Source organism: Lentzea sp. NEAU-D7 (genome assembly GCF_026242055.1).
Classification (GTDB): Bacteria; Actinomycetota; Actinomycetes; order Mycobacteriales; family Pseudonocardiaceae; genus Lentzea.
Map to the genome: position 1 here is coordinate 37822 of NZ_JAPJDL010000027.1, position 23871 is coordinate 61692.

At 69.1% G+C, this 23871-nt stretch carries 25 protein-coding genes; 9 read left to right on the top strand and 16 right to left on the bottom strand.

The genetic code is table 11. The features are described 5' to 3' along the window. Nucleotides 1–42: 42 nt before the first annotated feature. The 3 genes from ORI60_RS38005 to ORI60_RS38015 form a co-directional block, all read right to left on the bottom strand. A complete protein-coding gene (locus ORI60_RS38005) occupies nucleotides 43–519 on the bottom strand; it encodes a hypothetical protein (RefSeq protein ID WP_266042867.1) in 477 nt (158 codons plus the stop codon). Nucleotides 520–629: 110 nt separating this feature from the next. After that, complete coding sequence (locus tag ORI60_RS38010) at nucleotides 630–1076, bottom strand: hypothetical protein (protein WP_266042868.1); 447 nt, start codon at nucleotides 1074–1076, stop codon at nucleotides 630–632. A gap of 60 nt (nucleotides 1077–1136) precedes the next feature. Next, complete coding sequence (locus ORI60_RS38015) at nucleotides 1137–1793, bottom strand: polysaccharide deacetylase family protein (protein ID WP_416234558.1); 657 nt, start codon at nucleotides 1791–1793, stop codon at nucleotides 1137–1139. A gap of 203 nt (nucleotides 1794–1996) precedes the next feature. Between ORI60_RS38015 and ORI60_RS38020 the strand changes: the two genes are divergently transcribed. The 3 genes from ORI60_RS38020 to ORI60_RS38030 all read left to right on the top strand — a co-directional run bounded on the left by ORI60_RS38020 (nucleotide 1997) and on the right by ORI60_RS38030 (nucleotide 5015). Then, nucleotides 1997–2524, top strand: a complete 528-nt coding sequence (locus tag ORI60_RS38020; protein ID WP_266042869.1) for a YbhB/YbcL family Raf kinase inhibitor-like protein — start codon at nucleotides 1997–1999, stop codon at nucleotides 2522–2524. Between the two features lie 639 nt (nucleotides 2525–3163). Beyond that, nucleotides 3164–4537 (top strand): mycothione reductase, encoded by a 1374-nt coding sequence (locus tag ORI60_RS38025; RefSeq protein WP_266042870.1) that lies wholly within the window; start codon nucleotides 3164–3166, stop codon nucleotides 4535–4537. Nucleotides 4538–4601: 64 nt separating this feature from the next. Then, the gene (locus tag ORI60_RS38030; RefSeq protein WP_266042871.1) at nucleotides 4602–5015 is read left to right on the top strand and encodes a hypothetical protein; all 414 of its coding nucleotides are present in this window, start codon (nucleotides 4602–4604) and stop codon (nucleotides 5013–5015) included. Here ORI60_RS38030 and ORI60_RS38035 read toward each other — a convergent pair whose 3' ends face one another. Beyond that, nucleotides 5016–5420, bottom strand: a complete 405-nt coding sequence (locus tag ORI60_RS38035; protein ID WP_266042872.1) for a VOC family protein — start codon at nucleotides 5418–5420, stop codon at nucleotides 5016–5018. It abuts the gene before it with no gap. 56 nt (nucleotides 5421–5476) lie between these two features. After that, the gene (locus ORI60_RS38040; RefSeq protein WP_266042873.1) at nucleotides 5477–6652 is read right to left on the bottom strand and encodes an MFS transporter; all 1176 of its coding nucleotides are present in this window, start codon (nucleotides 6650–6652) and stop codon (nucleotides 5477–5479) included. A gap of 117 nt (nucleotides 6653–6769) precedes the next feature. Here ORI60_RS38040 and ORI60_RS38045 point away from each other — a divergent pair, with 117 nt between their 5' ends. The 3 genes from ORI60_RS38045 to ORI60_RS38055 are packed head-to-tail and all read left to right on the top strand — an operon-like array spanning nucleotide 6770 to nucleotide 9676. Continuing rightward, the gene (locus ORI60_RS38045; protein WP_266042874.1) at nucleotides 6770–7441 is read left to right on the top strand and encodes a FadR/GntR family transcriptional regulator; all 672 of its coding nucleotides are present in this window, start codon (nucleotides 6770–6772) and stop codon (nucleotides 7439–7441) included. Between the two features lie 43 nt (nucleotides 7442–7484). Then, nucleotides 7485–8588 carry an epoxide hydrolase family protein gene (locus ORI60_RS38050; RefSeq protein WP_266042875.1) on the top strand — a complete coding sequence of 368 codons (1104 nt, stop codon included), beginning with the start codon at nucleotides 7485–7487 and terminating at the stop codon, nucleotides 8586–8588. Continuing rightward, nucleotides 8585–9676: a winged helix DNA-binding domain-containing protein gene (locus ORI60_RS38055; protein WP_266042876.1), complete on the top strand. Its 1092-nt coding sequence runs from the start codon at nucleotides 8585–8587 to the stop codon at nucleotides 9674–9676. Before ORI60_RS38050 ends, ORI60_RS38055 begins: the two co-directional genes overlap by 4 nt. Here ORI60_RS38055 and ORI60_RS38060 read toward each other — a convergent pair. Further along, nucleotides 9673–10566 (bottom strand): LysR family transcriptional regulator, encoded by an 894-nt coding sequence (locus ORI60_RS38060; protein WP_266042877.1) that lies wholly within the window; start codon nucleotides 10564–10566, stop codon nucleotides 9673–9675. The two genes, ORI60_RS38055 and ORI60_RS38060, sit on opposite strands and share 4 nt — an antisense overlap. A 72-nt stretch (nucleotides 10567–10638) precedes the next feature. Here ORI60_RS38060 and ORI60_RS38065 point away from each other — a divergent pair, with 72 nt between their 5' ends. Next, a complete protein-coding gene (locus tag ORI60_RS38065) occupies nucleotides 10639–11532 on the top strand; it encodes an EamA family transporter (protein WP_266042878.1) in 894 nt (297 codons plus the stop codon). On the opposite strand, the gene ORI60_RS38070 is transcribed toward ORI60_RS38065, so the two are convergent. Then, on the bottom strand, nucleotides 11456–12955 hold the full coding sequence (locus tag ORI60_RS38070) for a cobyric acid synthase (RefSeq protein ID WP_266042951.1): 1500 nt from the start codon (nucleotides 12953–12955) through the stop codon (nucleotides 11456–11458). The two genes, ORI60_RS38065 and ORI60_RS38070, sit on opposite strands and share 77 nt — an antisense overlap. Nucleotides 12956–12983: 28 nt before the next feature. On the opposite strand from ORI60_RS38070, the gene ORI60_RS38075 reads away from it, so the two are divergent. Next, on the top strand, nucleotides 12984–13664 hold the full coding sequence (locus tag ORI60_RS38075; RefSeq protein WP_266042879.1) for an alpha/beta fold hydrolase: 681 nt from the start codon (nucleotides 12984–12986) through the stop codon (nucleotides 13662–13664). On the opposite strand, the gene map is transcribed toward ORI60_RS38075, so the two are convergent. The 7 genes from map to dxr form a co-directional block, all read right to left on the bottom strand. Continuing rightward, on the bottom strand, nucleotides 13651–14508 hold the full coding sequence (gene map / locus ORI60_RS38080) for a type I methionyl aminopeptidase (RefSeq protein WP_266042880.1): 858 nt from the start codon (nucleotides 14506–14508) through the stop codon (nucleotides 13651–13653). The genes ORI60_RS38075 and map overlap by 14 nt on opposite strands. A gap of 10 nt (nucleotides 14509–14518) precedes the next feature. Then, nucleotides 14519–14647 carry a hypothetical protein gene (locus ORI60_RS38085; RefSeq protein WP_266042881.1) on the bottom strand — a complete coding sequence of 43 codons (129 nt, stop codon included), beginning with the start codon at nucleotides 14645–14647 and terminating at the stop codon, nucleotides 14519–14521. Beyond that, nucleotides 14647–16437: a penicillin-binding transpeptidase domain-containing protein gene (locus tag ORI60_RS38090; protein WP_266042882.1), complete on the bottom strand. Its 1791-nt coding sequence runs from the start codon at nucleotides 16435–16437 to the stop codon at nucleotides 14647–14649. The genes ORI60_RS38085 and ORI60_RS38090 overlap by 1 nt, the downstream gene beginning before the upstream one ends. 18 nt (nucleotides 16438–16455) lie before the next feature. Next, entirely contained in the window at nucleotides 16456–17307 is an 852-nt protein-coding gene (locus tag ORI60_RS38095; RefSeq protein ID WP_266042883.1) for a DUF4081 domain-containing GNAT family N-acetyltransferase, read from the bottom strand. 118 nt (nucleotides 17308–17425) lie between these two features. Beyond that, the gene (gene ispG, locus ORI60_RS38100; RefSeq protein WP_266042952.1) at nucleotides 17426–18556 is read right to left on the bottom strand and encodes a flavodoxin-dependent (E)-4-hydroxy-3-methylbut-2-enyl-diphosphate synthase; all 1131 of its coding nucleotides are present in this window, start codon (nucleotides 18554–18556) and stop codon (nucleotides 17426–17428) included. A gap of 50 nt (nucleotides 18557–18606) precedes the next feature. Continuing rightward, a complete protein-coding gene (locus tag ORI60_RS38105; protein WP_266042884.1) occupies nucleotides 18607–19818 on the bottom strand; it encodes a M50 family metallopeptidase in 1212 nt (403 codons plus the stop codon). A gap of 7 nt (nucleotides 19819–19825) precedes the next feature. Next, nucleotides 19826–20956: a 1-deoxy-D-xylulose-5-phosphate reductoisomerase gene (gene dxr, locus ORI60_RS38110; protein ID WP_266042885.1), complete on the bottom strand. Its 1131-nt coding sequence runs from the start codon at nucleotides 20954–20956 to the stop codon at nucleotides 19826–19828. Between the two features lie 135 nt (nucleotides 20957–21091). Here dxr and ORI60_RS38115 point away from each other — a divergent pair, with 135 nt between their 5' ends. Further along, the gene (locus tag ORI60_RS38115) at nucleotides 21092–21358 is read left to right on the top strand and encodes a GlsB/YeaQ/YmgE family stress response membrane protein (RefSeq protein WP_189256742.1); all 267 of its coding nucleotides are present in this window, start codon (nucleotides 21092–21094) and stop codon (nucleotides 21356–21358) included. Nucleotides 21359–21479: 121 nt separating this feature from the next. On the opposite strand, the gene ORI60_RS38120 is transcribed toward ORI60_RS38115, so the two are convergent. Both ORI60_RS38120 and ORI60_RS38125 read right to left on the bottom strand, forming a co-directional pair. After that, nucleotides 21480–22130, bottom strand: a complete 651-nt coding sequence (locus ORI60_RS38120; protein ID WP_089917510.1) for a response regulator — start codon at nucleotides 22128–22130, stop codon at nucleotides 21480–21482. Then, nucleotides 22127–23731 (bottom strand): sensor histidine kinase, encoded by a 1605-nt coding sequence (locus ORI60_RS38125; protein WP_266042886.1) that lies wholly within the window; start codon nucleotides 23729–23731, stop codon nucleotides 22127–22129. The genes ORI60_RS38120 and ORI60_RS38125 overlap by 4 nt, the downstream gene beginning before the upstream one ends. Nucleotides 23732–23871 lie beyond the last annotated feature (140 nt).

Consider the following 23871-nt stretch of genomic DNA (forward strand, 5'->3'; position numbering starts at 1 on the left):
GGGCAGCAGCGGCGACTGCTGCCCCACGAGGCTTTGCTCTGTCTACAGGCCGACGTCGATGACGAGCCGGTTCGGGCTGGTCAGCGTGAACACCCGGTGCCACGAGTAGGGATTGCCGTACCCGACGGCGATCCCGAGCGTGGCCTCGAAGTCGCACGTGAGCGCGACTCCGCGGATGTGGCTCAGGCCAGGCGTCGCGAAGTTCTGCGACCCCGTGTAGGTCAGGTTCCCGTTGTCGTCGTGCGCGGCCGCGCCGATCAACGTGACCGACAGGATCTCGTTGATCCCGGGCCCCGCAACGGTGATCGGGTTCCCGGACGCGCAGTGCGACACGCTGGTGACCTCGCTGACCCGGTGCTCCGTCGGCAGCCCGGACAGGTCCAGCACCACGCGGCTGAAGCCGGCGTGCTGCCCGGTCCGGATGTTCGACAGAGTGGGCGTGCTCTGCGCCGACGCGTTCGGGACGAACGTGAAGACCGCCAGTACCGCCACCATCAGTGCGACAAGACGTTTGCTCATCTTCGGCCCCCTCTCAGGGCTCGCTCGATGTCTTCAGGACGTGTGACTCAGGCCACAGTTGCGTCAGAACGGGTAAGCGAGGAGCCGGTCCTCATTCGTCCCGCTCGGCGTCAGTGGTCGATGTCGACGACGACACGGGTCGGGTTGTCGAGGAACGAGACCCGGTAGGCCCGTCCCGCACCCGCGTACCCGATCGCGAAGCCCAGGTGCGCCTCGAAGTCGCACGTGTTCGTGACGCTCCGGACGTTCAGGAGCCCAGGCGTGTCGAACGAGCGCGGCCCGGTGTAGCCGTGGGCGTCGGCGGGCCACATGGTGACTTCCAGGAACTCGTCACCCTTGGCCGTGATCGGCTTGCCGGACCCGCAGTGGTACGGCTCGGACGTCCGCCCCGCCACCACCTCGGGCCGAGGCCCGCTGAAGTCGAACACGACCCGGTCGAACCCGGCGTGCCGCCCGGTCCGGATGTTCGCGAGCTCGGTTCCCTCGGCCGCCGACGCGGCCGGCACGACGCTCATCGCCATCCCCAAGGCGACGAGCACGACAACGATGCGCTTCATCTCTCCCCCTCCCGAAAGACCCCCACGTTCACACGCCGGACGAGCCCCCGGGGTTGCCCGCTACCCGAGGAAGTCCTCCAGCGGCACCGGCGTCAGCCCGTCCTGCTTCGCCCGGTTCAGGAAGGCCGTGAAGTCCTCGACGAACGTCGTGCGGAAGTGCATGAGCACGATGTCTCCAGGGGTGAGCTTGTCCCCCTGCTGGAACTGCACCCGCCCGTCGTTGACAGCGGCAGTCCAGTTCACCAGCGCCTTGAACCCGCAACTGGCCGCCGCCTGGCGGGTCGTCGCGTCGTAGTTCCCGAACGGCGGCCGGAACAACGCAGGCCGCTTCCCGTAGTCCCCGGCGAGGAAGTCGGCGTTGCCGCAGATCTCGTTCTTCTGGAACTCGAACCCCTTCCCCAGAAGGTTCGGGTGATTCGACGTGTGGCTGTGCACCGTCACGGGCAACCGCTTGAAGTAGTCCTTGTGCCCCTCGGCGTACTTCGTGTTCAGGAACACCGACGGCCACACCCCGGCCTGGATCATCAGCTCACGAGCCTTGGGGTGCTGCACAGCTCCGTCGTCGATCGTGATGAACACGTACGGCTTGTCCGTCTGGATCCGCGTGACGACGGGCACCATCCCGTCCACGACAGCAGGCGCCTTGGCCTGCACGGTCCCATAAGGATAAGGCGGCTCGAACATCCTCTTGGGCCGCTCCTGCACGCTGGTCGTCACCGGCGGAGAAGACGTCGTCAACACCGGCCCGCCGGTCTGGGTCCCAGGCGCGTCCCCACACGCCACAACCCCGGCAACCAGCAAAAAGGCAGCGAAAAGCCGCAACATGGACATCAGGAATCCCCCTCCACGCGAAAGACGTCGCGCAGGCCCTCATGGTTGCACGGGACTAGGGTCGAAGTGATCACAAAAGGAGGACCCCCATGAGCCTCGAGCGCCCAGTCGCTCCCGACCCCTACGAGCTGCTGCCGCAGGTCGGCACCTTCACCGTCACCTCGACGGACGTGCGCGACGGCGAGCAACTCCCCGACGCCCAGGTCTTCGAGGGCGGCAACACCTCCCCCCACCTGGCCTGGTCGGGCTTCCCCGAGGAGACCCGCAGCTTCGTGGTCACCTGCTTCGACCCGGACGCCCCCACCCCGTCGGGCTTCTGGCACTGGGTGGCCGTGAACATCCCGGCAACGACAACCCACCTGGACACCGGCGCAGGCGCCGAAGACGCCACACTCCCAGGTGACGCCTTCCACGTCCGCTCCGACTACAGCACCCGAGCCTTCGGCGGCGCGGCCCCACCGAAGGGCGACCACCCGCACCGCTACTACTTCGTGGTGCACGCGGTGGACGTCGAAAAGCTGGACGTGGACGAGAACGCCTCACCAGCGGTGGTGAGCTTCAACCTGGCGTTCCACACCCTGGCAAGGGCCATCATCACCCCCACCTACCAGCACTAACGCCAAAACCCGAGCCGCCCACCCAAGCGAAGCCGAAGGCGAGCCGTCTTTCCATACGGGCTGGGCGGTGGGGTCCCATCACGAGTCGCGCCACAGCACTTGCTGCACCTGAGGAGGGGTGTCAAGCGGACACGCTTTTCGTCCGTTTGACACCCCTCCTCAGGTGTGGCCCGCTCCTGGTGCGGCTCGTGATGGGACCCCACCGCCAACGCAACCCACGAAGCAACAGGCAGCCGCCCAACTCAACAGGCGTGCCATCTACCTACGGGCGGCGTGGCCCCCTGATCAGATTGCCGGGGGTCTGGGGGCAGCGCCCCCAGGGGAAGCACGCAACCCAAGCCGCCGCCCGCAAGGCGACCACCCACAAAGCCGCGGCAGGCAAAGGCGACCACCCGCCAGGTCGCCGCCCGCAAAGTGACCACCCGCAAGCCGCCCACCCGCACGGTCGCCGCCCGCACGGTCGCTGCTCGCACGGTCGCTGCTCGCACGGTCACCACCCACCAGGCCGCCACCATCAGTCCCGCAGCCCACACCCCACCCACCCACCCACCCACGTCACCGCCCCCAAGCCCCCCGCGTAAGCCCCCCGTAACCCCCAACCGGGGAACACCCCCCACCCCGAAATGGTTGGATCCACACGTGAGGCACTTCGACCTGGTCATCATCGGCACCGGCTCCGGCAACAGCATCCCGACGGAAGCCATGGCAGGCTGGCAGATCGCCATCCTGGAAAAGGGCACCTTCGGCGGCACCTGCCTGAACGTGGGCTGCATCCCGACAAAGATGTTCGTCCACACCGCGGACCAGGCAGCAGCCCCGGCCAACGCCAAGAAGCTGGGCGTGGACGCCACCCTGGACGCGGTCCACTGGCCGGAGATCCGGGACCGGATCTTCAACAGGATCGACCCGATCGCCGAGGGCGGCCGCAACTGGCGCGCCAACGAGAACGCGAACGTGACGGTCTACGAGGGCACGGCGCACTTCATCGACGCGCACACGATCGACACCGGTACGGGCGAGACGATCACCGCCGACCGGATCGTGGTGGCCGCGGGCAGCCGTCCGACCGTCCCGGACATCGCGGACCTGGACACCACGGGCTTCCACACGAGCGACACCGTCATGCGCCTCGACGAGCTCCCCGAGAGCATGATCATCGTCGGTAGCGGTTTCATCGCTTCGGAGTTCGCGCACGTCTTCAGCAGCTTCGGCGTCGACGTCACGCTGATCGCCCGGTCGAACCTCCTGCTCCGCCACGAGGACCTGGAGATCGCCCAGCGCTTCACCGAGGTCGCCAAGGGCAAGTGGAACGTCCTGCTCAACCGCAAGACGACCCGCGCCGAGAAGACCGCGACCGGTGTGAAGCTCCACCTCGAGGGTCCCAACGGCGAGGAAACCGTTGAGGCGCAACAGCTCCTCGTCGCGGTCGGCCGGCAGCCCAACAGCGACCTGCTCCAGGTCCAGAACGCCGGTCTCGAGCAGCACCGGGACGGTCGCGTCAAGGTCGACGAGTTCCAGCGCACGAGCCAGCCGCACATCTACGCCCTGGGCGACATCAGCTCCGACTACCAGCTCAAGCACGTCGCCAACCACGAGGCCAAGGTCGTCCAGCACAACCTGCTGCACCCCGACGACCAGATCAGGAGCGACCACCGGTTCGTCCCGGCCGCCGTCTTCTCCAGCCCGCAGATCGCGAGCGTCGGCCTGACCGAGGAACAGGCCAAGGAGAAGGGCATCCGCTACGTCACCGCCAGCCAGGCCTACGCCTCCATCGCGTACGGCTGGGCCATGGAGGACACGACCGGCTTCGCGAAGCTGATCGCGGACCCGGCCACGGGGCAGCTCCTCGGCGCGCACATCATCGGCCCGCAGGCTTCGTCGGTGATCCAGCCGCTGATCCAGGCGATGAGCTTCGGACTGGACGCGAAGTCCATGGCACGTGGCCAGTACTGGATCCACCCGGCGATGCCCGAGCTGGTCGAGAACGCGCTGCTGAACCTGCCGCTGGACTGAAAGGCCTGAAAGACGGGGACTTCCGCCGCTGCCCAAAAGCAGCGGCACCGGCGACGATGCAGCGATGACAGACAGAGTCCTCGTCGCCCACACGTCGAAAATCGCCGCCACGGACGAAATCGCCGAGATCATCGGCACCGAACTCGCGGGCTGCGGGCTGAGAGTCACCGTGCTCCCGGTCGCCGCGGCCGAGTCGCTCTACGGGTTCGGTGCCGTGATCATGGGCGACGCGGCGACCCGTGACGCGCATCGGTTCGTGAAGCGGCACAGGGTTTCCCTCAAGCACACGCCCATCTGGTTGTTCCACCGCGGCACGCCGCCCGTGCCGAACGACGTCATGCGCATGGTCCGCAAGCTCGGTGCCGGCGCGCCGATCAGCTTCGGCGGCGCGGCACCCGACTGGGACCGCGCCCACGCCTGGGCCCGCTACCTCGCCGACCGGCTCGCGGTGCTGCACCGCGGTTTCGTCTCCAACTAGCTAGGCCTGCTGGATGCGGACGGTGTTGCCGGCCGGGTCGCGGAACACGCAGTCCCGCGCGCCCCACGGCTGATCCGCCGGCTCCTGCACGACGTCCGCGCCACCGGCCTGAAGCTTCTCGAACGCGCCGTCGAGATCCGACGTGGCGAGGTTGATGAACGCGTACGACCCGTTCTCGATCATCTCGGCGATCGCGGTGCGCTGACCGTCCGTCAGCCCTTCGGCCATGGCCGGCGGTTCCAGGACGACGGCGGAGCCGCCCCCGGCGGGCGCGACGGTGATCCAGCGCATCGTGCCCTGGCCGACGTCGGCACGGACCTCCCAGCCGAGCAGATCGCGGTAGAACGCGAGCGAGGCCTCGGGGTCGGTGTGCGGGAGGAACGTGGCGTGAATGGTGATGTCCATGCCCGCAACGCTAGGACCAGCGCGAACGCGAAGCTTCTCGATTCCTGACCGACTGGCTAGACGTAGCGGGGACGCCCGGCGATCATGCCGAGCACGGTCAGCGCGGCCAGCAGCACCAGCTGCAGCGTGAGCGACGTGGTCCACGTCCCGGTGGCCTCGCGCAGCACGCCGAACGCGAACGGCCCGGAGGCCGCGATCAGGTAGCCGATGCTCTGCGCCATCGCCGACAGCCGGGCGGTGTCCGAAGTGGACTTGGTCCGCAGCGACATCACCAGCAGCGCCAGCGGGAACATGCCCATGCCGAACCCGATCAGCACCACCCAGAGCCCGGGAGCGGCCGCGGGCGCCACCAGCACGCCCAGGATCCCGGCGAACGACAGCACGCCCAGCACCAGGACCATCGGCCCCTGGCTCGAGAACCGGGCGGCGATCGGCGGCACGAACAGGCTCACCGGAACGCTCAGCAGCATCGAGACCGCGAGCAGCATGCCGGCGGTGTTCCGGTCGACGCCGGAGTCGACGAGCATCGCGGGCAGCCAGCCCATGACGGTGTAGGCGAACAACGACTGCAGCCCGAAGAACACCGTGATCACCCACGCCAGCGGGCTGCGCAGCAACGACCGCTTCTCCACCGGCGCGACCGAGCGCACCACGGTCGACGCGGCCCCGTGCCGGGCGCCGGCGAACCACATGACCAGAGCACCGGCCGACAGCAGCGCCCACGCGCCGACGGCCAGGCGCCACGAGCCGAGCCAGTCCTCCAGGCGGGGCGTCAGCGCGGCGGCCAGGGCCGCGCCCGCGGCGAGCGTTCCCGTGTACACACCGGTGAGCAGCCCGACCTTGTTCGGGAAGGACGCCTTCACCACCACCGGGATCAGCACGTTGGACACCGCGATGCCCGCGCACGCGATGAAGGTGCCGCCCAGCACGACCCACGGACCGTCGATCACGCGCAGCACGAGGCCGAGCGTGAGCACCCCCAGTGAAAGTCCGATCGCGCGAGCCATGCCGAGGCGGCGACCCAGCCAGGGGGCCGCGAACGCCGCGAAGCCGAAACAAAGCGCCGGAACGGCCGTCAGCGCGCTGGTCCATGCGGCCGAAACCCCAAGGGCGGCGCGGACATCACCGAGCACCGAGGCCAGACTGGTCACCGCAGGGCGGAGATTCGCGGCAGCGAGGGCGACCCCGATCGCGAGCAGCGTGGACCCGACCAGCGGAACGTGACGATTCATGACGACCGTCACCCTGCGACCTGGATCGGTGGCAGTCTGTGCGGCAAGAGTCGTCTGCTTCATCGTCACGCGCACCACTATCGCAGACGTAGGATGTTCGGATGAAAGGATGACGCTGTGCCGTTGGCCACTACCCGACGGGCGGGCCTCGTCGACCAGGTGATCGAGCAGATGCGCGGCGCGATCACGTCTGGTGAATGGCCCGTCGGGCAGCGCATCCCGCCCGAACCCGAGCTGGTCACCGCGCTCGGGGTGGGGCGGAACACGGTCAGAGAGGCCGTGCGCGCGCTCTCCCACGCCGGACTGCTGGAGGTGCGGCAGGGCGATGGCACGTTCGTCCGCGCGACCAGCGAGATCTCCGGTGCGGTCCGCCGCATGTGCGGGACCGAACTCAAGGAAGTGCTCCAGGTCCGCCGCACCCTCGAGATGGAGGGCGCGCGCCTGGCCGCCAAGCACCGCACGGACGCCGAGCTGGCGCGCCTCACCGAGTTGCTGCACAAGCGCGACGCGGCGATGGAGAGCGAGCAGTGGGCCGAGGTGATCGAGCACGACACCGCGTTCCACGTGCTGCTCGTGCAGTGCTCGCACAACACGCTTCTAGCCGAGCTCTACCAGGGCTTGACCGAGGCGGTCAAAGCTTCGGTGGCGGCCTCTGTCGACACCAGCCAGCCCGGCCAGGACCAGGTGTCGCACACCGGGCTGCTGCACGCGGTCCGGGACGGTGACCAGGAGAAGGCGGCGATCGAGGCGGGCGGTTTCTTCGAGGAGCTGATCGAGAAGTTCTGCTAATCGCGGACAAGGGCTGTCCGCATGAGCTCATAGCGTGGGGGCCATGGAGATCACGCCGTTCCGCATCGAGATCCCGCAGGCGGAGATCGACGACCTCCGCTCCCGCCTGGCCCGCACGCGCTGGCCGGAGGAGGACCTGCCGGGCGTCGGCTGGTCCTACGGCATCCCGCTGAGCTACCTGCGCCCGCTGGCTGAGTACTGGCGCGACGGGTTCGACTGGCGCGCGCAGGAAGAGCGGCTCAACTCCTACCCCCAGTTCACGACCGAGATCAGCGGGCAGCGCATCCACTTCCTGCACGTCCGCTCGAAGAACCCGGACGCGACACCGCTGCTGCTCGTCCACGGCTGGCCCGGCTCGGTCGTCGAGTTCCTCAACGTCGTCGAGCCGCTGTCCGAGGACTTCCACCTCGTCATCCCGTCGATCCCCGGCTTCGGCTTCTCCGGCCCCGTCCGCAAGCCCGGCTGGAACGTCCTGCGCGTCTCGTGGGCGTTCGCGAAGCTGATGGAGGGCCTGGGCTACGACCGCTACGGCACGCAGGGCGGCGACTGGGGTTCGGGCATCGCGCAGGAGATCGGCCGGGTGTTCCCCGAGCAGGTCATCGGCGTGCACGTGAACATGCTGCAGACCTTCCGGCCGCAGGGCGTCAACGACCTGTCGGACGAGGAGATGCGGGCGCTGGAATCGCTCGACCACTACCAGAAGGAGCTCTCCGGCTACATGCACCTGCAGCGCAGCCGGCCGCGCACGCTGTCGTACGCGCTGACGGACTCGCCCGTCGGCCAGCTCGCGTGGATCGCGGAGAAGTTCCACGACTGGACGGACAACGAGGGCGTGCCCGAGGACGCGGTGGACCGCGACCAGATGCTGACCAACGTGTCCGTCTACTGGTTCACCGGCACGGCGGGCTCCTCGGCGGCGCTGTACAAGGAGCAGTCGGCGTCCTGGGGCCAGCAACAGCCCTCGACGGTGCCGACGGGCGTCGCGATCTTCCCGCACGACCTGAGCCTGCCGGTGCGGTCGCTGGCGGAGAAGACGATCCCGTCGATCGTGCACTGGACCGAGTTCGACCGCGGCGGTCACTTCGCCGCGATGGAGGAGCCGGACCTGCTGGTCCAAGACATCAGGAAGTTCTTCGAATCGCTGTGAGCACAACACTCTCGAACCGCACCCTCAACCGGACCCTCCTGGCGCGGCAACTGCTCCTGGAGCGGACGTCCATGCCGATCGTGGAGGCCGTCGAGCACCTCGGCGGCCTGCAGGCCCAGGCACCGATTCCTCCGTATCTCGCGCTGTGGACGCGGCTGAAGCCGTACAAGGTCGACGCGCTGAGCAAGCTCATCATCGACCGTTCGCTGGTGCGGATGACGTTGTGGCGCGGCACCCTGCACCTGATCTCGGCCGATGACGTGTACCTGATGCGCACGGCGTTGCAGCCGGAGCTCAACAAGTGGGCGAAGATCGTGATGCCACCCGCCACCCGCGTCGAGATCGACCTCGACAAGCTGGCCCGCATCACGCGCGAGTACATCGACGCCGAACCGCGCACGGTAGCGGAGATCGGCGCGCACCTGGAGGAGCACTTCCCCGAGGCCAAGGCGCGCGAGATGTCCACGCAGGCGCAGATGCTGGTGCCGATGATCCAGGTGCCGCCGCGCGGGATCTGGGGCGTGGGCGGCGTTCCGCAGAACGTCGCGATGGCGACGTGGCTCGGGCGCGAGCTTCCCGAGCGGGCCGCGGTGCCGGAGCTGATCAAGCGGTACCTGCGGGCGTTCGGACCGGCGACGCTCGCGGACATGCAGGCCTGGTCCCGGTTGATCGGGCTCAAGGCGCACGCGGCGGACCTCGACCTGGTGGAGTACAAGAACGAGGACGGCAAGGTGCTGCTCGACGTGCCGGACGGCGTGATCGTGTCCGAGGACGTGCCCGCGCCCGCACGGCTGCTGCCCGCTTTCGACAACGTGTTGCTCGGGCACGCGGACCGAAAGCGGATCATGAGCGAGGACGCGCGGTCGCGCTGGGGCGCGGTGCGCAACGGCGTCTTCCCGCCGACGTTCCTGGTGGACGGGTTCCTGCGCGGCACGTGGAACGTGGTGGAGAACAAGGACGCGGCGACGCTGACGATCGAGCCGTACTTCAGGACCACCAAGAAGGACATGGCCGGGGTGATCCGCGAGGCCAAGGCGGTGCTGAAGGTGATGGCACCCAAGAAACCGCACGTGATCGTCGCCCCTTAGAGCGCCATCTGCTTGATCACGTCGAGGGTCGCGGTGATGGCGGGCCTGCGCGAGGCCTGCGTCCGCCACACCGCGTACAGCCGCCGCGTGGGCGTGGGCCGCAAGGGCACGGCCTTGACGCCGTCCGGCACCTCTCCCCTGCCCAGCCGCGGGATCAGCGCCACCCCGATCCCCTTGGCCAGCAACGCCATCTGCGTTCGGTACTCGCTGATCCGGTACGCCACCACGGGTTCGATGCCCGCGCCGTGGAACGTCCGCTCCAGCCAGTCGAAGCAGATCGACCCCTCGGTCTGGCAGATCCACCGCTCGCCGGCGAGGTCGACCGGTTCGAGGAACTCCCTGCGCGACAACGGGTTCGTGACCGGGATCAGCACCTCGGCGACGTCGTTGACGATGAACGTGCGCGACAGCGACGCCGGCACGGGCAGTGGCGTGTTCGCCCAGTCGTGCACGATCGCCATGTCGAGCTCACCGCGTGCGACGGCCTCGGTGGCGTAGGGCGGGTCGATCTCCGTGAGCCGCACGTCGAGGGCCGGGTGCTGCTCGGTCAGCCTCACGAGGACGTCGGGCAGGAGGCCGCGCGCGGCCGTGGCGAACGAGCCGATGCAGAGACGGCCGATCGCGGCGCCTCTCTGCTCCTCCAGCGCCACCTCGGCCTCCTCGACGAGCTTGAGGACCTGGCTCGCGGTGTCGGCGAGCAGGCGCGCGGCGTCGGTGAGGCGGACGCCGCGGCCACTGCGTTCCAGCAGCGTGGTGCGGGTCTCGCGTTCGAGCTTGGCGATCTGCTGCGACACCGCGGACGGCGTGTAGCCGAGCACGTCCGCTGCCGCCCCGACCGTGCCGTGCACGGCGACGGCGTGCAGAGCCTTCAGCCTTCCGAGATCGAGCATGTAGCAATACTAAACTCAGCACCTTAGCAATCGGAACTAGTGCTAAATAGTTGTCACGCGCAAGCTTGAGGCATGAGTCCCCGTCACGTCCTGCTCGCTGTGCTGGTTGCCGCCATCTGGGGCTTCAACTTCGTCGTGCTCAAGGTCGGCCTGGACGAGTTCCCGCCGATCCTGTTCTCCGCGCTGCGGTTCCTCGCGGCGGCGGTGCCCGCGCTGTTCTTCGTCGGCCGCCCGTCGGTGGCGTGGCGCTGGGTCGTCGCGGTCGGTCTGGTGCTGGGCGTCGCGAAGTTCAGCTTCCTGTTCATCGGCCTCCAGGCGGGCATGCCGGCGGGGCTGTCGAGCCTGGTGCTGCAGAGCCAGGTCATCTTCACGGCGGTGTTCGCGGCGGTCGTGCTGCGCGAACGGCCGAAGCCCGTGCAGATCACCGGCATCGCGCTGGCCCTCGCGGGGATCGGCGTGATCGCGTGGGACTACGGCCTCTCGTCGCCGCTGCTCGGGTTCGCGCTGCTCATCGCGGCGGCGGCCTGCTGGGGCGTGTCGAACGTGCTGATGCGGTACGCGCGGCCGGCGGACACGCTGCGGTTCATGGTGTGGGTGAGCGCCGTCGCGGTGCTTCCGCTGTTCGCCCTGTCGGCGCTGACCGAGGACATGAGCGCGCTCGGCCGCCTCGACTGGGCCGGTGTGGGCGCGATCGGGTACGTCGCGTGGATCTCGACGTTGCTCGGGTTCGGCATCTGGGGATTCCTGCTGCGCCAGTACGAGTCGTCCGTCGTGGCGCCGTTCTCGTTGCTGGTGCCGGTGTTCGGGATGTTCTCGGCATGGGCGTTCCTCGGTGAGGACCTGAGCGGGCTGCAGGCCGTCGCCGGTGGCGTGGTGCTGGTCGGGCTGGCTATTCCGCAGCTGCTGGGGCGCCGGGCGGCACGAACGGAAGTCCTGCCGGAGCCCCTCGTTCCAGCAGGTCGATGACGGCCTTGGTGTCGAGGTGGTCGGCCACCAGGTCGCCCAGCAGGTCCAGCTGGGCTTCGCGGGCGGCCTGGAAGCTCACCTCGCCCGGTTCGAAGTCGCGGCCCGCGCGGTCGGCCGCCCAGCGCAGGAACCTGCGGCGGAACGCGTCGTTCTCCAGCAGGCCGTGCCAGTGGGTGCCGAGCACGCGGTCGGTCTGGGCACCTTCGTCACCGATGAGCGGGGTCTCGCCGCTGCGGACGACCTGGCCGTGGTGGATCTCGTAGCCGGTGACGGGCTCGTCCCACGCGGTGCCCGACGGCGTGGCGAGCGTCTTGCGCGGCTGGAAGCGGATGTCGACGTCGAGCAGGCCGATGCCGTCGACCGTGCCGCGGCCCGATTCCACGTCGTCCTCGATGCGCCTGGACAGCATCTGGAACCCGCCGCAGATGCCGAGCACCGGGCCGTCGAAGCGCTGGATCGCCCGCGCCAGGCCGGTTTCCCGCAGCCAGGCGAGGTCGGAGACGGTCGCCTTCGAACCGGGCAGCACGACCAGGTCCGCGTCGGCCAGCCGGGACGGCTCGGTCACGAACCGCACCGAGACGCCGGGCTCGCAGGCCAGCGCCTCGACGTCGGTGGCGTTCGACACGCGCGGCAACCGGATCACGGCGACCCGCAGCCAGTCGCGCTTGGGCGGCGACGGCCTGCCGATCACGCCGTCCGCGTTGTAGGACAACGAGTCCTCGGCGTCGAGCCACAGTTCCTCGCTCCACGGCAGCACACCGAGCACCGGGCGGCCGGTGAGCTGCTTCAGCTGCCTCAGGCCCGGCTCGAGCAGGCGCTGGTCGCCGCGGAACTTGTTGACGACGAAGCCGGAGACCAACGCCTGGTCCGCGGCGTCGAGCACCGCGACCGTGCCGAAGAGGTGTGCGAACACGCCCCCGCGGTCGATGTCGCCGACGACGAGCACCGGCAGGTTCGCGTTGACGGCCAGGCCCATGTTCGCGATGTCGTTGGCGCGCAGGTTGATCTCGGCCGGCGAGCCCGCGCCCTCGCAGATCACGACCTCGTGGTCGCGCCTGAGGCCGTCCAAAGTGGACAACACGGTGCCGAGCAGCTGCTGCTTGTGGTCGCGGTAGCTCAGCGCGGAGACCTCGCCGACCGCCTGGCCGAGCACGACGACCTGGGACGTGCGGTCGCTGCCGGGCTTGAGCAGCACCGGGTTGAACCTGACGCTGGGCTCCTTGAACGCCGCCCGCGCCTGCACCGCCTGAGCGCGCCCGATCTCCCCGCCGTCGAGTGTGACGAACGAGTTGTTCGACATGTTCTGCGCCTTGAACGGCACGACGTCGACGCCCTGGCGTGCCAGAAAGCGGCACAGACCGGCCACCAAGACGCTCTTGCCCGCGTCCGAGGTCGTCCCACAGATCAACATCGCGCCCCGCATGGACGCCAATGCTGCCATCATCACCCCCATGCTCACCGTCGTGCTCATGCACAGCCCGTTCCTCGGCCCGTCGAGCATGCGCCCGCTCGCCGACGAACTGGCCTCCGACGGGGTGGCCGTCCTGCTGGTCGACCTGCAGATGAGGATCAACGAGGCGCCCGTGCACCAGCGGCTGATCGGCGCCTTCGCCGACGCCCTGGAGGACGCGGGCGTCGGCGGCCCGCTCGTGCTGGTGGGTCACAGCGGCGCGGGTCCGCTGCTGCCGGCCTTCGCCGACGCCCTCGAACTGGACGTGGCCGGTCTGGTGTTCCTCGACTCCGACCTGCCGACGCCGGGCAGGGCGTGGCGCGAGACCGTCGATCCGGCGCTCGTGAGCCAGCTCAAGGCGTCCGTGCGGGACGGCAGGCTGCCGCGCTGGGACCGCTGGTTCGACTCGGACCCGCTGAAGCTCGTGCCCGCCGGCCTGCGCGAGGAGATGCGCGACGAGGCGCCCGAGGTGCCGTGGGAGTTCCTGAAGGAGCAGCGCCCGACCGTCGAGTGGTCCGGCGCGTGCGGGTACGTGCTGCTGTCGTCGTTCTACGAGGACGCGGCAGCGCGGGCCGCGGAACTCGGCTGGCCCGTGGAGCGCCTGGAGTCGCACCACCTGGCGGCCGCGACGTCGCCGTCGGCTGTCGCGGCCGCGCTGAAGGCCGTCGTCAGCAGACTGTGAGGATCTCCGAGCCCGTCTCGGTCACGACGATCGTGTGCTCGAACTGAGCGGTCCAGCTCTTGTCCTTCGTGGTGACGGTCCAGCCGTCGTCCCACATCTCGCCCTCGTAGTTCCCGAGCGTGATCATCGGCTCGATCGTGAACGTCATGCCGGGCTCCAGCACCGTCTTCACCGACGGCTCGTCGTAGTGCAGGACCACGAGCCCGCTGTGGAAGGTGCGGCCGATGCCGTGGCCGGTGAAGTCGCGCACGACGCCGTAGCCGAACCGGTTCGCGTACGCCTCGATGACGCGGCCGACGACGTTGAGCTCGCGGCCGGGCTTCACGGCCTTGATGGCGCGCATCGTCGCCTCGTGCGTGCGCTCGACGAGGAGCTTGGCCTCCTCGGAGACGTTGCCCGCGAGGAAGGTGGCGTTCGTGTCGCCGTGCACGCCACCGATGAACGCGGTGACGTCGATGTTCACGATGTCGCCGTCCTCGACGACGGTGCTGTCCGGGATGCCGTGGCAGATGACCTCGTTGAGCGAGGTGCAGCACGACTTCGGGAAGCCGCGGTAGCCCAGCGTCGACGGGTACGCGCCGTTGTCACACAGGAACTCGTGCGCCACCGCGTCGATCTCGTCCGTCGTGACGCCGGGCACGACGACCTTGCCGGCCTCCTGCAGCGCCTGGGCGGCGAGGCGCCCGGCGATCCGCATGGCTTCGATGATCTCCGGCGTCTGCACCCACGGGTCGGTGCCGCGCGTCGGCGCGGGCTTGCCCACGTACTCGGGACGCACGATGCGCGAGGGCACCTGACGCCGCGGAGATTGCACACCGGGTTGCAGCGGAGCACGAACAGACATGCTCTCCAGATTAGCCTTGTGCGCGTCGCACGCCCTGAGCCTGGTCCTCCGCCCTGGGCTCGGGCAGCCTGGGCGCCGGCAGGAGGATGCCGGCGCGGATCAGCCGTTCACGCGTGGTCAGGTCCTTGGTCTTGCTCATCAGGGCACCGCCTTGAGGAAACTCGCCGCCACCTCCACGGCTGGTGTCGAAGTCTCCCCGCTGAGCACCAGGGTCGCGAACGCGAGATCGCCCCGGTAGCCCATGAACCACCCGTGTGAGTGCACGCCGTCACCGAACTGCGCCGTACCAGTCTTGCCCCGCACGTCTCCGTACGGCTTGAGTTGCGGTGCAGTGCCCGACTCGACGACCTCGCGCATCATGGCGCGCACCGGCTCCAGCGCGGCCGCGGGCGGGGCGGCGGGCTGCTTGTCCGCCTTGGTCTCCTTGCCCCGCACCAGCTGCGGCACCGGCACCGAGCCCTTCACGATCGACGCAGAGACGAGCGCCATGCCGAACGGCGAGGCCAGCACCTTGCCCTGGCCGAACGCGTCCTCGGCCCGTTCCACGACGTCGGTCGCGGGCGGCACGGACCCGGTGATCGTGGTGAGGCCCGCGATGTCGAAGTCGACGCCGAGGCCCAGCGACAGCGCGGCACCCGGCAGCAGGTCCGGCGGCATGTCGACGGCCAGCTGAGCGAACGAGGTGTTGCAGGAGAACGCGAACGCCGAGCGCAGCGGGATCGTGCCCTTGTCGAACTCGTTCGAGTTCGGCACGATCCGCCGCCCGTCGATGGTGGTCTTGCCGGGGCACGGCACCGGGGTGTCGGCGGTGACCTTGCCGGACTGGATCGCGGCCAGCGCCGAGACCGCCTTCATCGTCGAGCCGGGCGGGAACCGGCCGGTCAGCGCGAGCGCGCCCTGGGCGTCGGCCGGGTCGTTCTGCGCGACGGCCAGGATGTCGCCGGTGGACGGCTGGATGGCCACCAGGATCGTGGGCTGCGTGAGCGGCTCGACGGCGTCCTCCGCGGCGGCCTGGACCGCCCGCGACAGCGCGATGTTCACGGCCTTGGCGGGCTCGGCGGCCTTCGAGTGCAGTTCCTCGACCTCGGTGCCCTGCGCGTCGACCGTGCTGACGCGGAACCCCGCGTTGCCGGCGATGTCGTTCTCGACGAGCTTGCGCACCGCGGGCAACACCTGGGAGCCGAAGTTGCGGCTCGGCGCCAGCAACGACGTCTGCGAGCTGAACCGCACGCCGGGCAGGTCGTAGATCTTCGGCTTCACCGACTGGTAGTCGGCGTCCCGCAGCGCCGCCACCTGGTAGGCCTGGCCCTCCGGGGTCTTGGCCACGCCGTCGGTGATCGTCTGCTGGGTGATGGCCTTGTCGAGCGGGTTCAGCGCGTCCGCGAGGGACTTCGTCACGGCCGCGACGTCACCGGCCTCCTTGCCGACGAGCAGCACCGAGACGACGCGTTCGGGGGCGAGCAGCGGTGTGCCGTCGCGGTCGAGCACCGGCGCCGGGTCCGGCGTGAGCTCGGTGAGCTTGACCGTCTGCTGCGGTGCGAGCTTCGGGTGCGCCACCGAGGACGCCCAGTGCACCTTCCACGTGTCGCCGTCCTGGCGCACGTCGAACTTGGTGGGGTACGTCCAGTGGCGGTTCTTGCCGAGGTTCCAGTCGAGCGTGACGGACGCTTCGGACGCCAGCTCGCCGTTCTTGCGGATCTGGTCGACCTTGGTGCTCAGGCCCTCCGGCTTGAGCGCTCCACGGAACTTCTCGAGGGTGTCCTTGGCGTCGTTGGGGTTGTCCGTCATCGCGGCGGCGCCCTGCACGTCACCGGACGCGAGCTTGGCCAGGAAGTCGTTGGTGATCTCCGGTGCCCCTGGTTCGGACTCGAACAGCCCACAGCCGCTCACCGTCAGCAGGACCACCGTGATCGTCGCGAGAAGGCGCACTCGCGCGAGTATGCCCGTTCAGAAGAGGACAGTGGCGTATTGCCCGACTTGTTCGAATCCGATTCGCCGGTAGGCGGCCTGCGCCACGTGGTTGTAGCCGTTGACGTAGAGGCTCGCGGTCCTGTTGAGAACCCTGGTCAGCCGGTCGGCCACCGCCGCCGTGCCCGCGGTGCCGATGCCCTCGCCGCGGCGGTCCGGGCGGACCCAGACGCCCTGGATCTGGCCGACCTTGCTGGACATGGCACCGATCTCGGCCTTGAAGACGACCTCGCCGTGCTCGAACCTGGCGAACGCCCTGCCCGCGGCGATCAGCTCGGACACCCGCGCGCGGTAGCCGGCGCCACCGTCCTCGGCGCACGGGTCGATGCCGACCTCTTCGACGAACATCGAGATGGCGGCGGGGAGGTAGCGGTTCAGCTCGCTCGGGCGGACCTGGCGGACCTGCGGGTCCGGCGTGATCTTCGGGGCCGTCGAGAGGGCCATCAGCGGCTGGTCCCCGCGAACCTCCCTGGCCGGGCCCCAGTCGGGCTGGAGCTCGTCCCAGAGGGTCAGGACCTGCTCGGCCGGGCCGACGAGACTGGAGCACATGCGGCCCCGGCGGCGGGCGCGGTCGGCGAACATGCGCATGGCCGTCGCGCCGCCCTTGAGCGGGATCAGGTTCGGGCCGGAGAAGCAGAGACCCTCGACCTTGCCCCTGATCGGCTTGGAGTCGGAGCCCCACATCTCGCCGCCCAGGCGCCACGGGTCGAGACCCGCCACTTCCACCCGTGCCGCGACCATGCACGCCGCCACGGGGTCGCTGTCGAAGACCCCGCGCACGTCGATCAGGTCGCGCTCGTCGAGAACGCGCGCTCCGGCAAGCCTCAGCACGTCACCTAGCGTGCCAGATGGACCGTGTGTGTGGCATCAGCCAACAGTGCCTTGTGCCTGGACACACGGTGAGGGGCGCCTCACGGCCATGAGGCGCCCCTTCAGTTCGTACGTGCTGCTAGCCGACCGTGACGGCCGGGGACTCGCCCTCGACCGGTTCCATCTCCTCGGCGAGGCGCATGGCCTCCTCGATGAGGGTCTCCACGATCGCGTGCTCGGGCACGGTCTTGATGACCTTGCCCTTGACGAAGATCTGGCCCTTGCCGTTGCCGGAGGCGACACCCAGGTCGGCCTCGCGGGCCTCACCGGGGCCGTTCACGACGCAGCCCATGACCGCGACGCGCAGCGGCACCTCCATGCCCTCCAGACCGGCCGTGACCTGCTCGGCGAGCGTGTACACGTCGACCTGGGCGCGACCGCACGACGGGCAGGAGACGATCTCCAGCTTGCGCGGGCGCAGGTTGAGCGACTGGAGGATCTGGTGGCCGACCTTGATCTCCTCGACCGGCGGGGCGGACAACGACACCCGGATGGTGTCGCCGATGCCCTGGCGCAGGAGCGCGCCGAACGCCACGGCCGACTTGATGGTGCCCTGGAAGGCGGGGCCGGCCTCCGTGACGCCCAGGTGCAGCGGGTAGTCGCACTGCTCGGCCAGCAGTTCGTACGCGCGCACCATGACCACGGGGTCGTTGTGCTTGACGGAGATCTTGATGTCGTGGAAGTCGTGCTCCGCGAAGAGGGACGCCTCCCACATGGCCGACTCGGCCAGCGCCTCGGGCGTGGCCTTGCCGTACTTGGCGAGCAACCTGGGGTCCAGGGACCCCGCGTTGACGCCGATGCGGATCGGGGTGCCGTGGTCCTTCGCGGCGGCCGCGATCTCCTTGACCTGGTCGTCGAACTTGCGGATGTTGCCGGGGTTCACCCGGACCGCGGCACAACCAGCCTCGATGGCGGCGAAGACGTACTTCGGCTGGAAGTGGATGTCGGCGATCACCGGGATCTGGGACTTCTTGGCGATCGCCGGCAGCGCGTCCGCGTCGTCCTGCGAGGGGCAGGCGACCCGGACGATGTCGCAGCCGGCCGCGGTGAGTTCCGCGATCTGCTGCAACGTCGCGTTGACGTCCGACGTGAGGGTCGTCGTCATCGACTGGACGGAGACGGGGAACTCGCTGCCGACACCGACGTTGCCGACCATCAGCTGCCGGGTCTTGCGGCGTTCCGACAGCACCGGCGGCGGCAGTGCCGGCATTCCGAGCATCACGCCGTCACTCATGGGTTGTGCACCTTTCCGTGGATCACTTATTGCAACCTGATCGGGTTGACGATGTCGGCGGTCACGGTCAGCAGCGTGATGGCGCCGCCGATGAAGATGACCACGTAGGTGAGCGGCAACAGGCGCATGTAGTTGACCGGGGCGCCGGCGGGCTTCCCGCGCAGCTTCCTCACCCAGTCTCGCACCCGTTCGTAGAGGTTGACGGCGATGTGACCACCGTCAAGCGGGAGCAACGGCAGGAGGTTGAACACACCGACGAAGAAGTTCAGACCCGCCAGCATGAGGATGAAGAACGCCCACAGGCCCCGTTCCGCGGCGTCGCCACCGAGGCGGGACGCACCGACGACGGAGATCGGGGTGTCGAGGTCGCGCTCGCCGCCACCGATGGCCTTCACGACGGCCGGGATGCGCTCCGGGAAGCGCATGAGGCCCTTCCAGGTGTTCACGAACATGTCGCCGGTGAACGCGATCGAGGCCGGGACCGCCGCGAGCGGGCTGTACTCGAAGTTCTGCTGCCAGGTGACGCCGATGGCGCCGACCTCCTTGACCTCGCGGTTGCCCTTGCCGTCGACCACCTCGCGGGTGACCTTCGGCACGTTCACCGTGAGAGCGACTTCCTTGCCGTCGCGCAGCACCTTGAACTCGGTCGGCCCGCTGAGGTCGCGGGTCACCTTGAGCATGTCGGACCACGTCGAAATCGGCTTGCCGGCGATGGCGGTGACCTCGTCGCCGGGCTGCAGGCCCGCGTCCTTGGCCGGGGCCGGGGCGCCGGGCTGGCACGGCGCGGTGAGGCCGACGGTGTGGTCCTGCACGCAGGGGGTGATCTCGGCGAGGACCGGCTGGTCCTTGTTGTTCGGCAGGCCCAGCGTCATCGCGAGGATCAGCAGGATGAAGAAGCCGAGGATGAAGTGCGTGATCGAGCCGGCGGACAGCACGACGACGCGCTTCCACACCTTCTGGTTGTAGAAGGCGCGCTTGCGGTCGTCCGGGTGCACCTCGTCCAGCGCCGTCATGCCCGTGATCTCGCAGAAGCCGCCCGCCGGGATCGCCTTCAGGCCGTACTCGGTCTCGCCCTTGCGGAACGAGAAGAGCTTCGGGCCGAAACCGATGAAGTAGCGGGTGACCTTCATGCCGTAGAACTTCGCCGTCAGCAGGTGCCCGAACTCGTGCAACGCGATGGAGACCGCGATGCCGAACGCGAACAACAGCACCCCGAGGATGTTGATGAATGTGTTCACGGAAAGTTCAGTTCCTTCCAACCAGCTCGCGGGCACGTGCGCGTGCCCAGTCCTCGGCGGCCAGGACCTCCGCGACGTCCGCGGGGTCCTTCTGCCAGTCGTTCGCCTCGCCGAGAACCTGGCCGATGGTGTCCACGATCGACAGGAACGACGTGTGGCCGGCGACGAAGGAGGCGAGTGCCTCCTCGTTCGCGGCGTTGTAGATGGCAGGTAGGCAACCGCCGGCGGTGCCTGCCTGCCGCGCGAGCTCGACCGCCGGGAAGGTGACGCTGTCCAGGGGTTCGAACGTCCACGAGGTGGCGGTGTCAAAGGTACAGGCGGACGCCGCACCCGCGACGCGCTCTGGCCAGGACAACCCCAACGAGATGGGCAGCCGCATGTCCGGAGGCGACGCCTGCGCGAGCGTCGAGCCGTCCGTGAAGGTGACCATGGAGTGGATGATGGACTGAGGGTGCACCACGACGTCGACGCGGTCGTAGGGGACCCCGAACAGCAGGTGCGCCTCGATCAGCTCCAGGCCCTTGTTGACCAGGTTCGCCGAGTTGATCGTGACGACCTGCCCCATCGACCAGGTCGGGTGCGCCATCGCCTGCTGCACGGTGACGGCCTCGAGCTCCCCGCGGCTCCTGCCGCGGAACGGCCCGCCGGACGCCGTGAGCACCAGCTTGTGCACCTCGTCCGCCGTGCCCCCGCGGAGGCACTGCGCGAGCGCCGAGTGCTCGGAGTCGACCGGCACGATCTGGTCGGGCTTCGCCGCCTTCAGCACGAGCGGCCCGCCCGCGATGAGCGACTCCTTGTTGGCGAGCGCGAGCGTCGCCCCCGTCTCGAGCGCCTTCAGCGACGGCTCCAGCCCCCTGGACCCGTCCATGGCGTTCAGGACGACGTCCGCGGGAGCCGCCTCGACCAGGTCGACCATGCTGGTCAGCGTCCGCACGCCGGGGACCTCGGCACCGTTCGCGACGGCGACTGTCTTCACGTCGAACTCCGCTGCCTGCTCTTTCAGCAGGTCGAGCTGACGTCCACCCGCGCCGAGACCGACGACCTGGAAGCGGTCGCGGTTGCGCCGGATGACGTCGAGCGCCTGGGTGCCGACGGAGCCGGTCGAACCCAGGATCAGGACAGTGCGTGGAGTACTCATCGCCCCTCATTGTTCCGGAGAGTGCCTGAGAGCACGGCACAGCCCGCTACTTTGATAACGAAGTGGTCTTGAAGGTGTGAAGTCGCCAGATCGAGGGCATTCCTCCGACGTCAAGTCGTTGGAAGGAGACTCTCCGTGGGCATCCTCGGATGGATCGTGCTCGGTCTGCTGGCTGGGGCCATCGCCAAGGCAATCATGCCTGGTAACGACCCCGGCGGTTTCATCATCACGATGCTTCTCGGCATCGTGGGTGCGATTCTCGGTGGATTCATCGGGTCCGCGCTCTTCGGGACCGACCTGGGCTCGTTCTTCGATCTTCGGACCTGGCTGCTGGCCATCGTCGGATCGCTGATCCTGCTGGGCATCTACCGCCTGGTAACGGGTAGGCGCAGTCACGCTTAGCCGCAACAGACGTTTGAGGCCGTTCGGGTGACACCCAATGGGTTCGCCGCACGGCACGCAGAGCCCCGCGTCTCCTTCCAGGAGGCGCGGGGTTCTGTCTTTCGGTCGCTGCTTCGCAGGGTCAGGTTGCGATGCCTGCGTCTCGTGCCAGCAGGGCTGCCTGCACGCGGTTGGTCAGGCCCAGCTTGGCCAGTAAACGGGACACGTAGGTCTTCACCGTCGCCTCGGACATGTGCAGCTTGGCGCCCACGTCGGCGTTGGACATGCCCTGGCCCAGCAGGGCCAGCACCTCCACCTCGCGGTCGGTCAGGCCCTCGACGGCCTTCTGCGCCTCCTGCCGCTTCGGCTGCCCCGACGTCGCCACCATGCCGACCACGCGTGACGTGACCATCGGCGACAGGTACGCCTCGCCGTTGTGCACCGCCCGCACGGCCCTCAGCAGCTCCTCCGGCGCGGAGTCCTTCAGCAGGAAGCCGGCGGCACCATCGGACAGCGCGCGCACGATGTTGTCGTCCTCGCCGAACGTCGTCAGCATCACGACCCGGACCGAAGGCGCCACCACCCGCAGTTCCTTCGCGCAGGCCAGGCCGTCCATGCGCGGCATGCGGATGTCGAGCACCGCCACGTCCACCCGGCGCTCGCGCACGATCTGCACGGCCTCGCGGCCGTCGCCTGCCTCCGCCACGAGCTCGATGTCGTCGGCGGTGCCGAGAATGGCCTTGATGCCGGCGCGCATCAGCGGCTCGTCATCGGCGATGAGCACCCGGATCATTGACCTGTCCTCTGCACGTGGATCTTCTTCTCGACCAGCTTGCCGTCCCGGAAGCAGAAACGCACCACTCGGGTGCCCTTCGCGAGGTACGACTGCTCGTCGGTGATGTGGTAGACGCAGCGCGCGCCCGGCGGTTCGGGGCTGGCCTGGGACTTGCGCTCACCGTCGGCGACCAGGGGTTCGTCACCGGCCGGGAGCAGCGCGAGCACGTCGGCCTCCGCCTGCCCCTCCTGGATCCTGTCGAGGTTCTCCTGCGACACGACGTCGGTCACGGGCTGCGCGCCGAGGTAGGTGAAGCCGCCGATGATGACCACCAGCACCAGCGACGCCCCCGCTATCGAGCCGACGCCCGCCCACTTGCGGATGCCGCGCGGGGACTCGGTCTCGTCCTGCTCGTCCTCCGGCTCGTCCGGGAGCGGCGTCTCCTCGTACGGCAGCACGGCGGCGATGCGGAAGCCCCCGGAGGGCAACGCGCCGACGTGCAGGATGCCACCGGCCACGCGCACGCGTTCGGTGAGCCCGATCAGGCCCACGCCCGGCGCCTGGGCCGGCGAACCGTTGCGACAGGGGTTGTTGCGCACCTCGACGACCAGCGCGTCCGGCTCGTACTTCACCGTCACCTGCACGGCGGCGCCCGGCGCGTGCTTGGCGGCGTTGGTCAGGCCCTCCTGGGCCACGCGATAGGCCGCGTGGGAGACGCGGGACGGCAACGGGTGCGCCTGCCCGCCGCGCACCAGACTGACCAGAACACCGGCCTTGCGCGCGTCGCTCACCAACGAGTCGATGGACTCCGCGGTCCGTGTCGCGGGGTCGTCGTCGGGACCGTCCTCCGCGCGCAGGACGCCGATGATCGCCCGCAGCTCCCCCATGCCGGTCAACGCCGCCGAGCGCAGCACCCCGATGGCCTCGCGCTGCTTGTCCCCCAGCGACGGGTCCAGCGCCAGCGCGCCGGCGTGCACGGAGATCAGCGACAGCCGGTGGCCGAGGCTGTCGTGCATGTCCTGGGCGATGCGGCTGCGTTCGCGGAGGCGGACCTGCCGCGACAGCATCCTGTGCTCGCCGCGCATGCGTGCCTCGCGGTCCTGCATGGCCTGCACAAGCGCCTCGCGCTGCGCGAGGTAGCGGCCGACGAGGAACGGCAGCGCCACGCCCACGCCGAAGATCGTGACCAGGATGAGCATGCCGTAGACGGGTTCGATGTCGAGCGGCCGCTGGTCCCAGTCCCACAGCAGCACCACGACGACGAACGTCATCGCGGTCGACACGACGGCCTTGACCCACGACTCGATCCGGCGACCCGCCGTGTAGCTCAGCACGACCATCATGGCGGGGCCGAAGAACGGGATCGCCGCGCCCGCGATCATGGCCGTCGCCGGCAGCAGGTGCCGCAACGGCAGCACCACCACGTAGACGGCGAAGTAGGCGACGAGCGTCCAGCCCGACGCCTTCGACTCCGCCCACGGCCCCGGCCACAGGTCCAGCAGCAGCACGCCGACCATGACGAGCAGGTCGCCGACGAGCCGCACCGGGGTCAGCGCCCGAAGCCGGGCCAGGGTGTCGGCGCGGAACGCCTCGCCCTTGGTCCGCACAGCAGTAATCACGATTTCAACCTACGAGACCTCCCACGTCCGCGCGGCACGCTGGAGTATCGGATTCCCGAGACGAAAGTTGACGCCGCGGTCGACCCAGGTCGCTTGGAAGCGCTTAGACGAGGATCGAAGGAGCCGCTCGGCGCGTGATC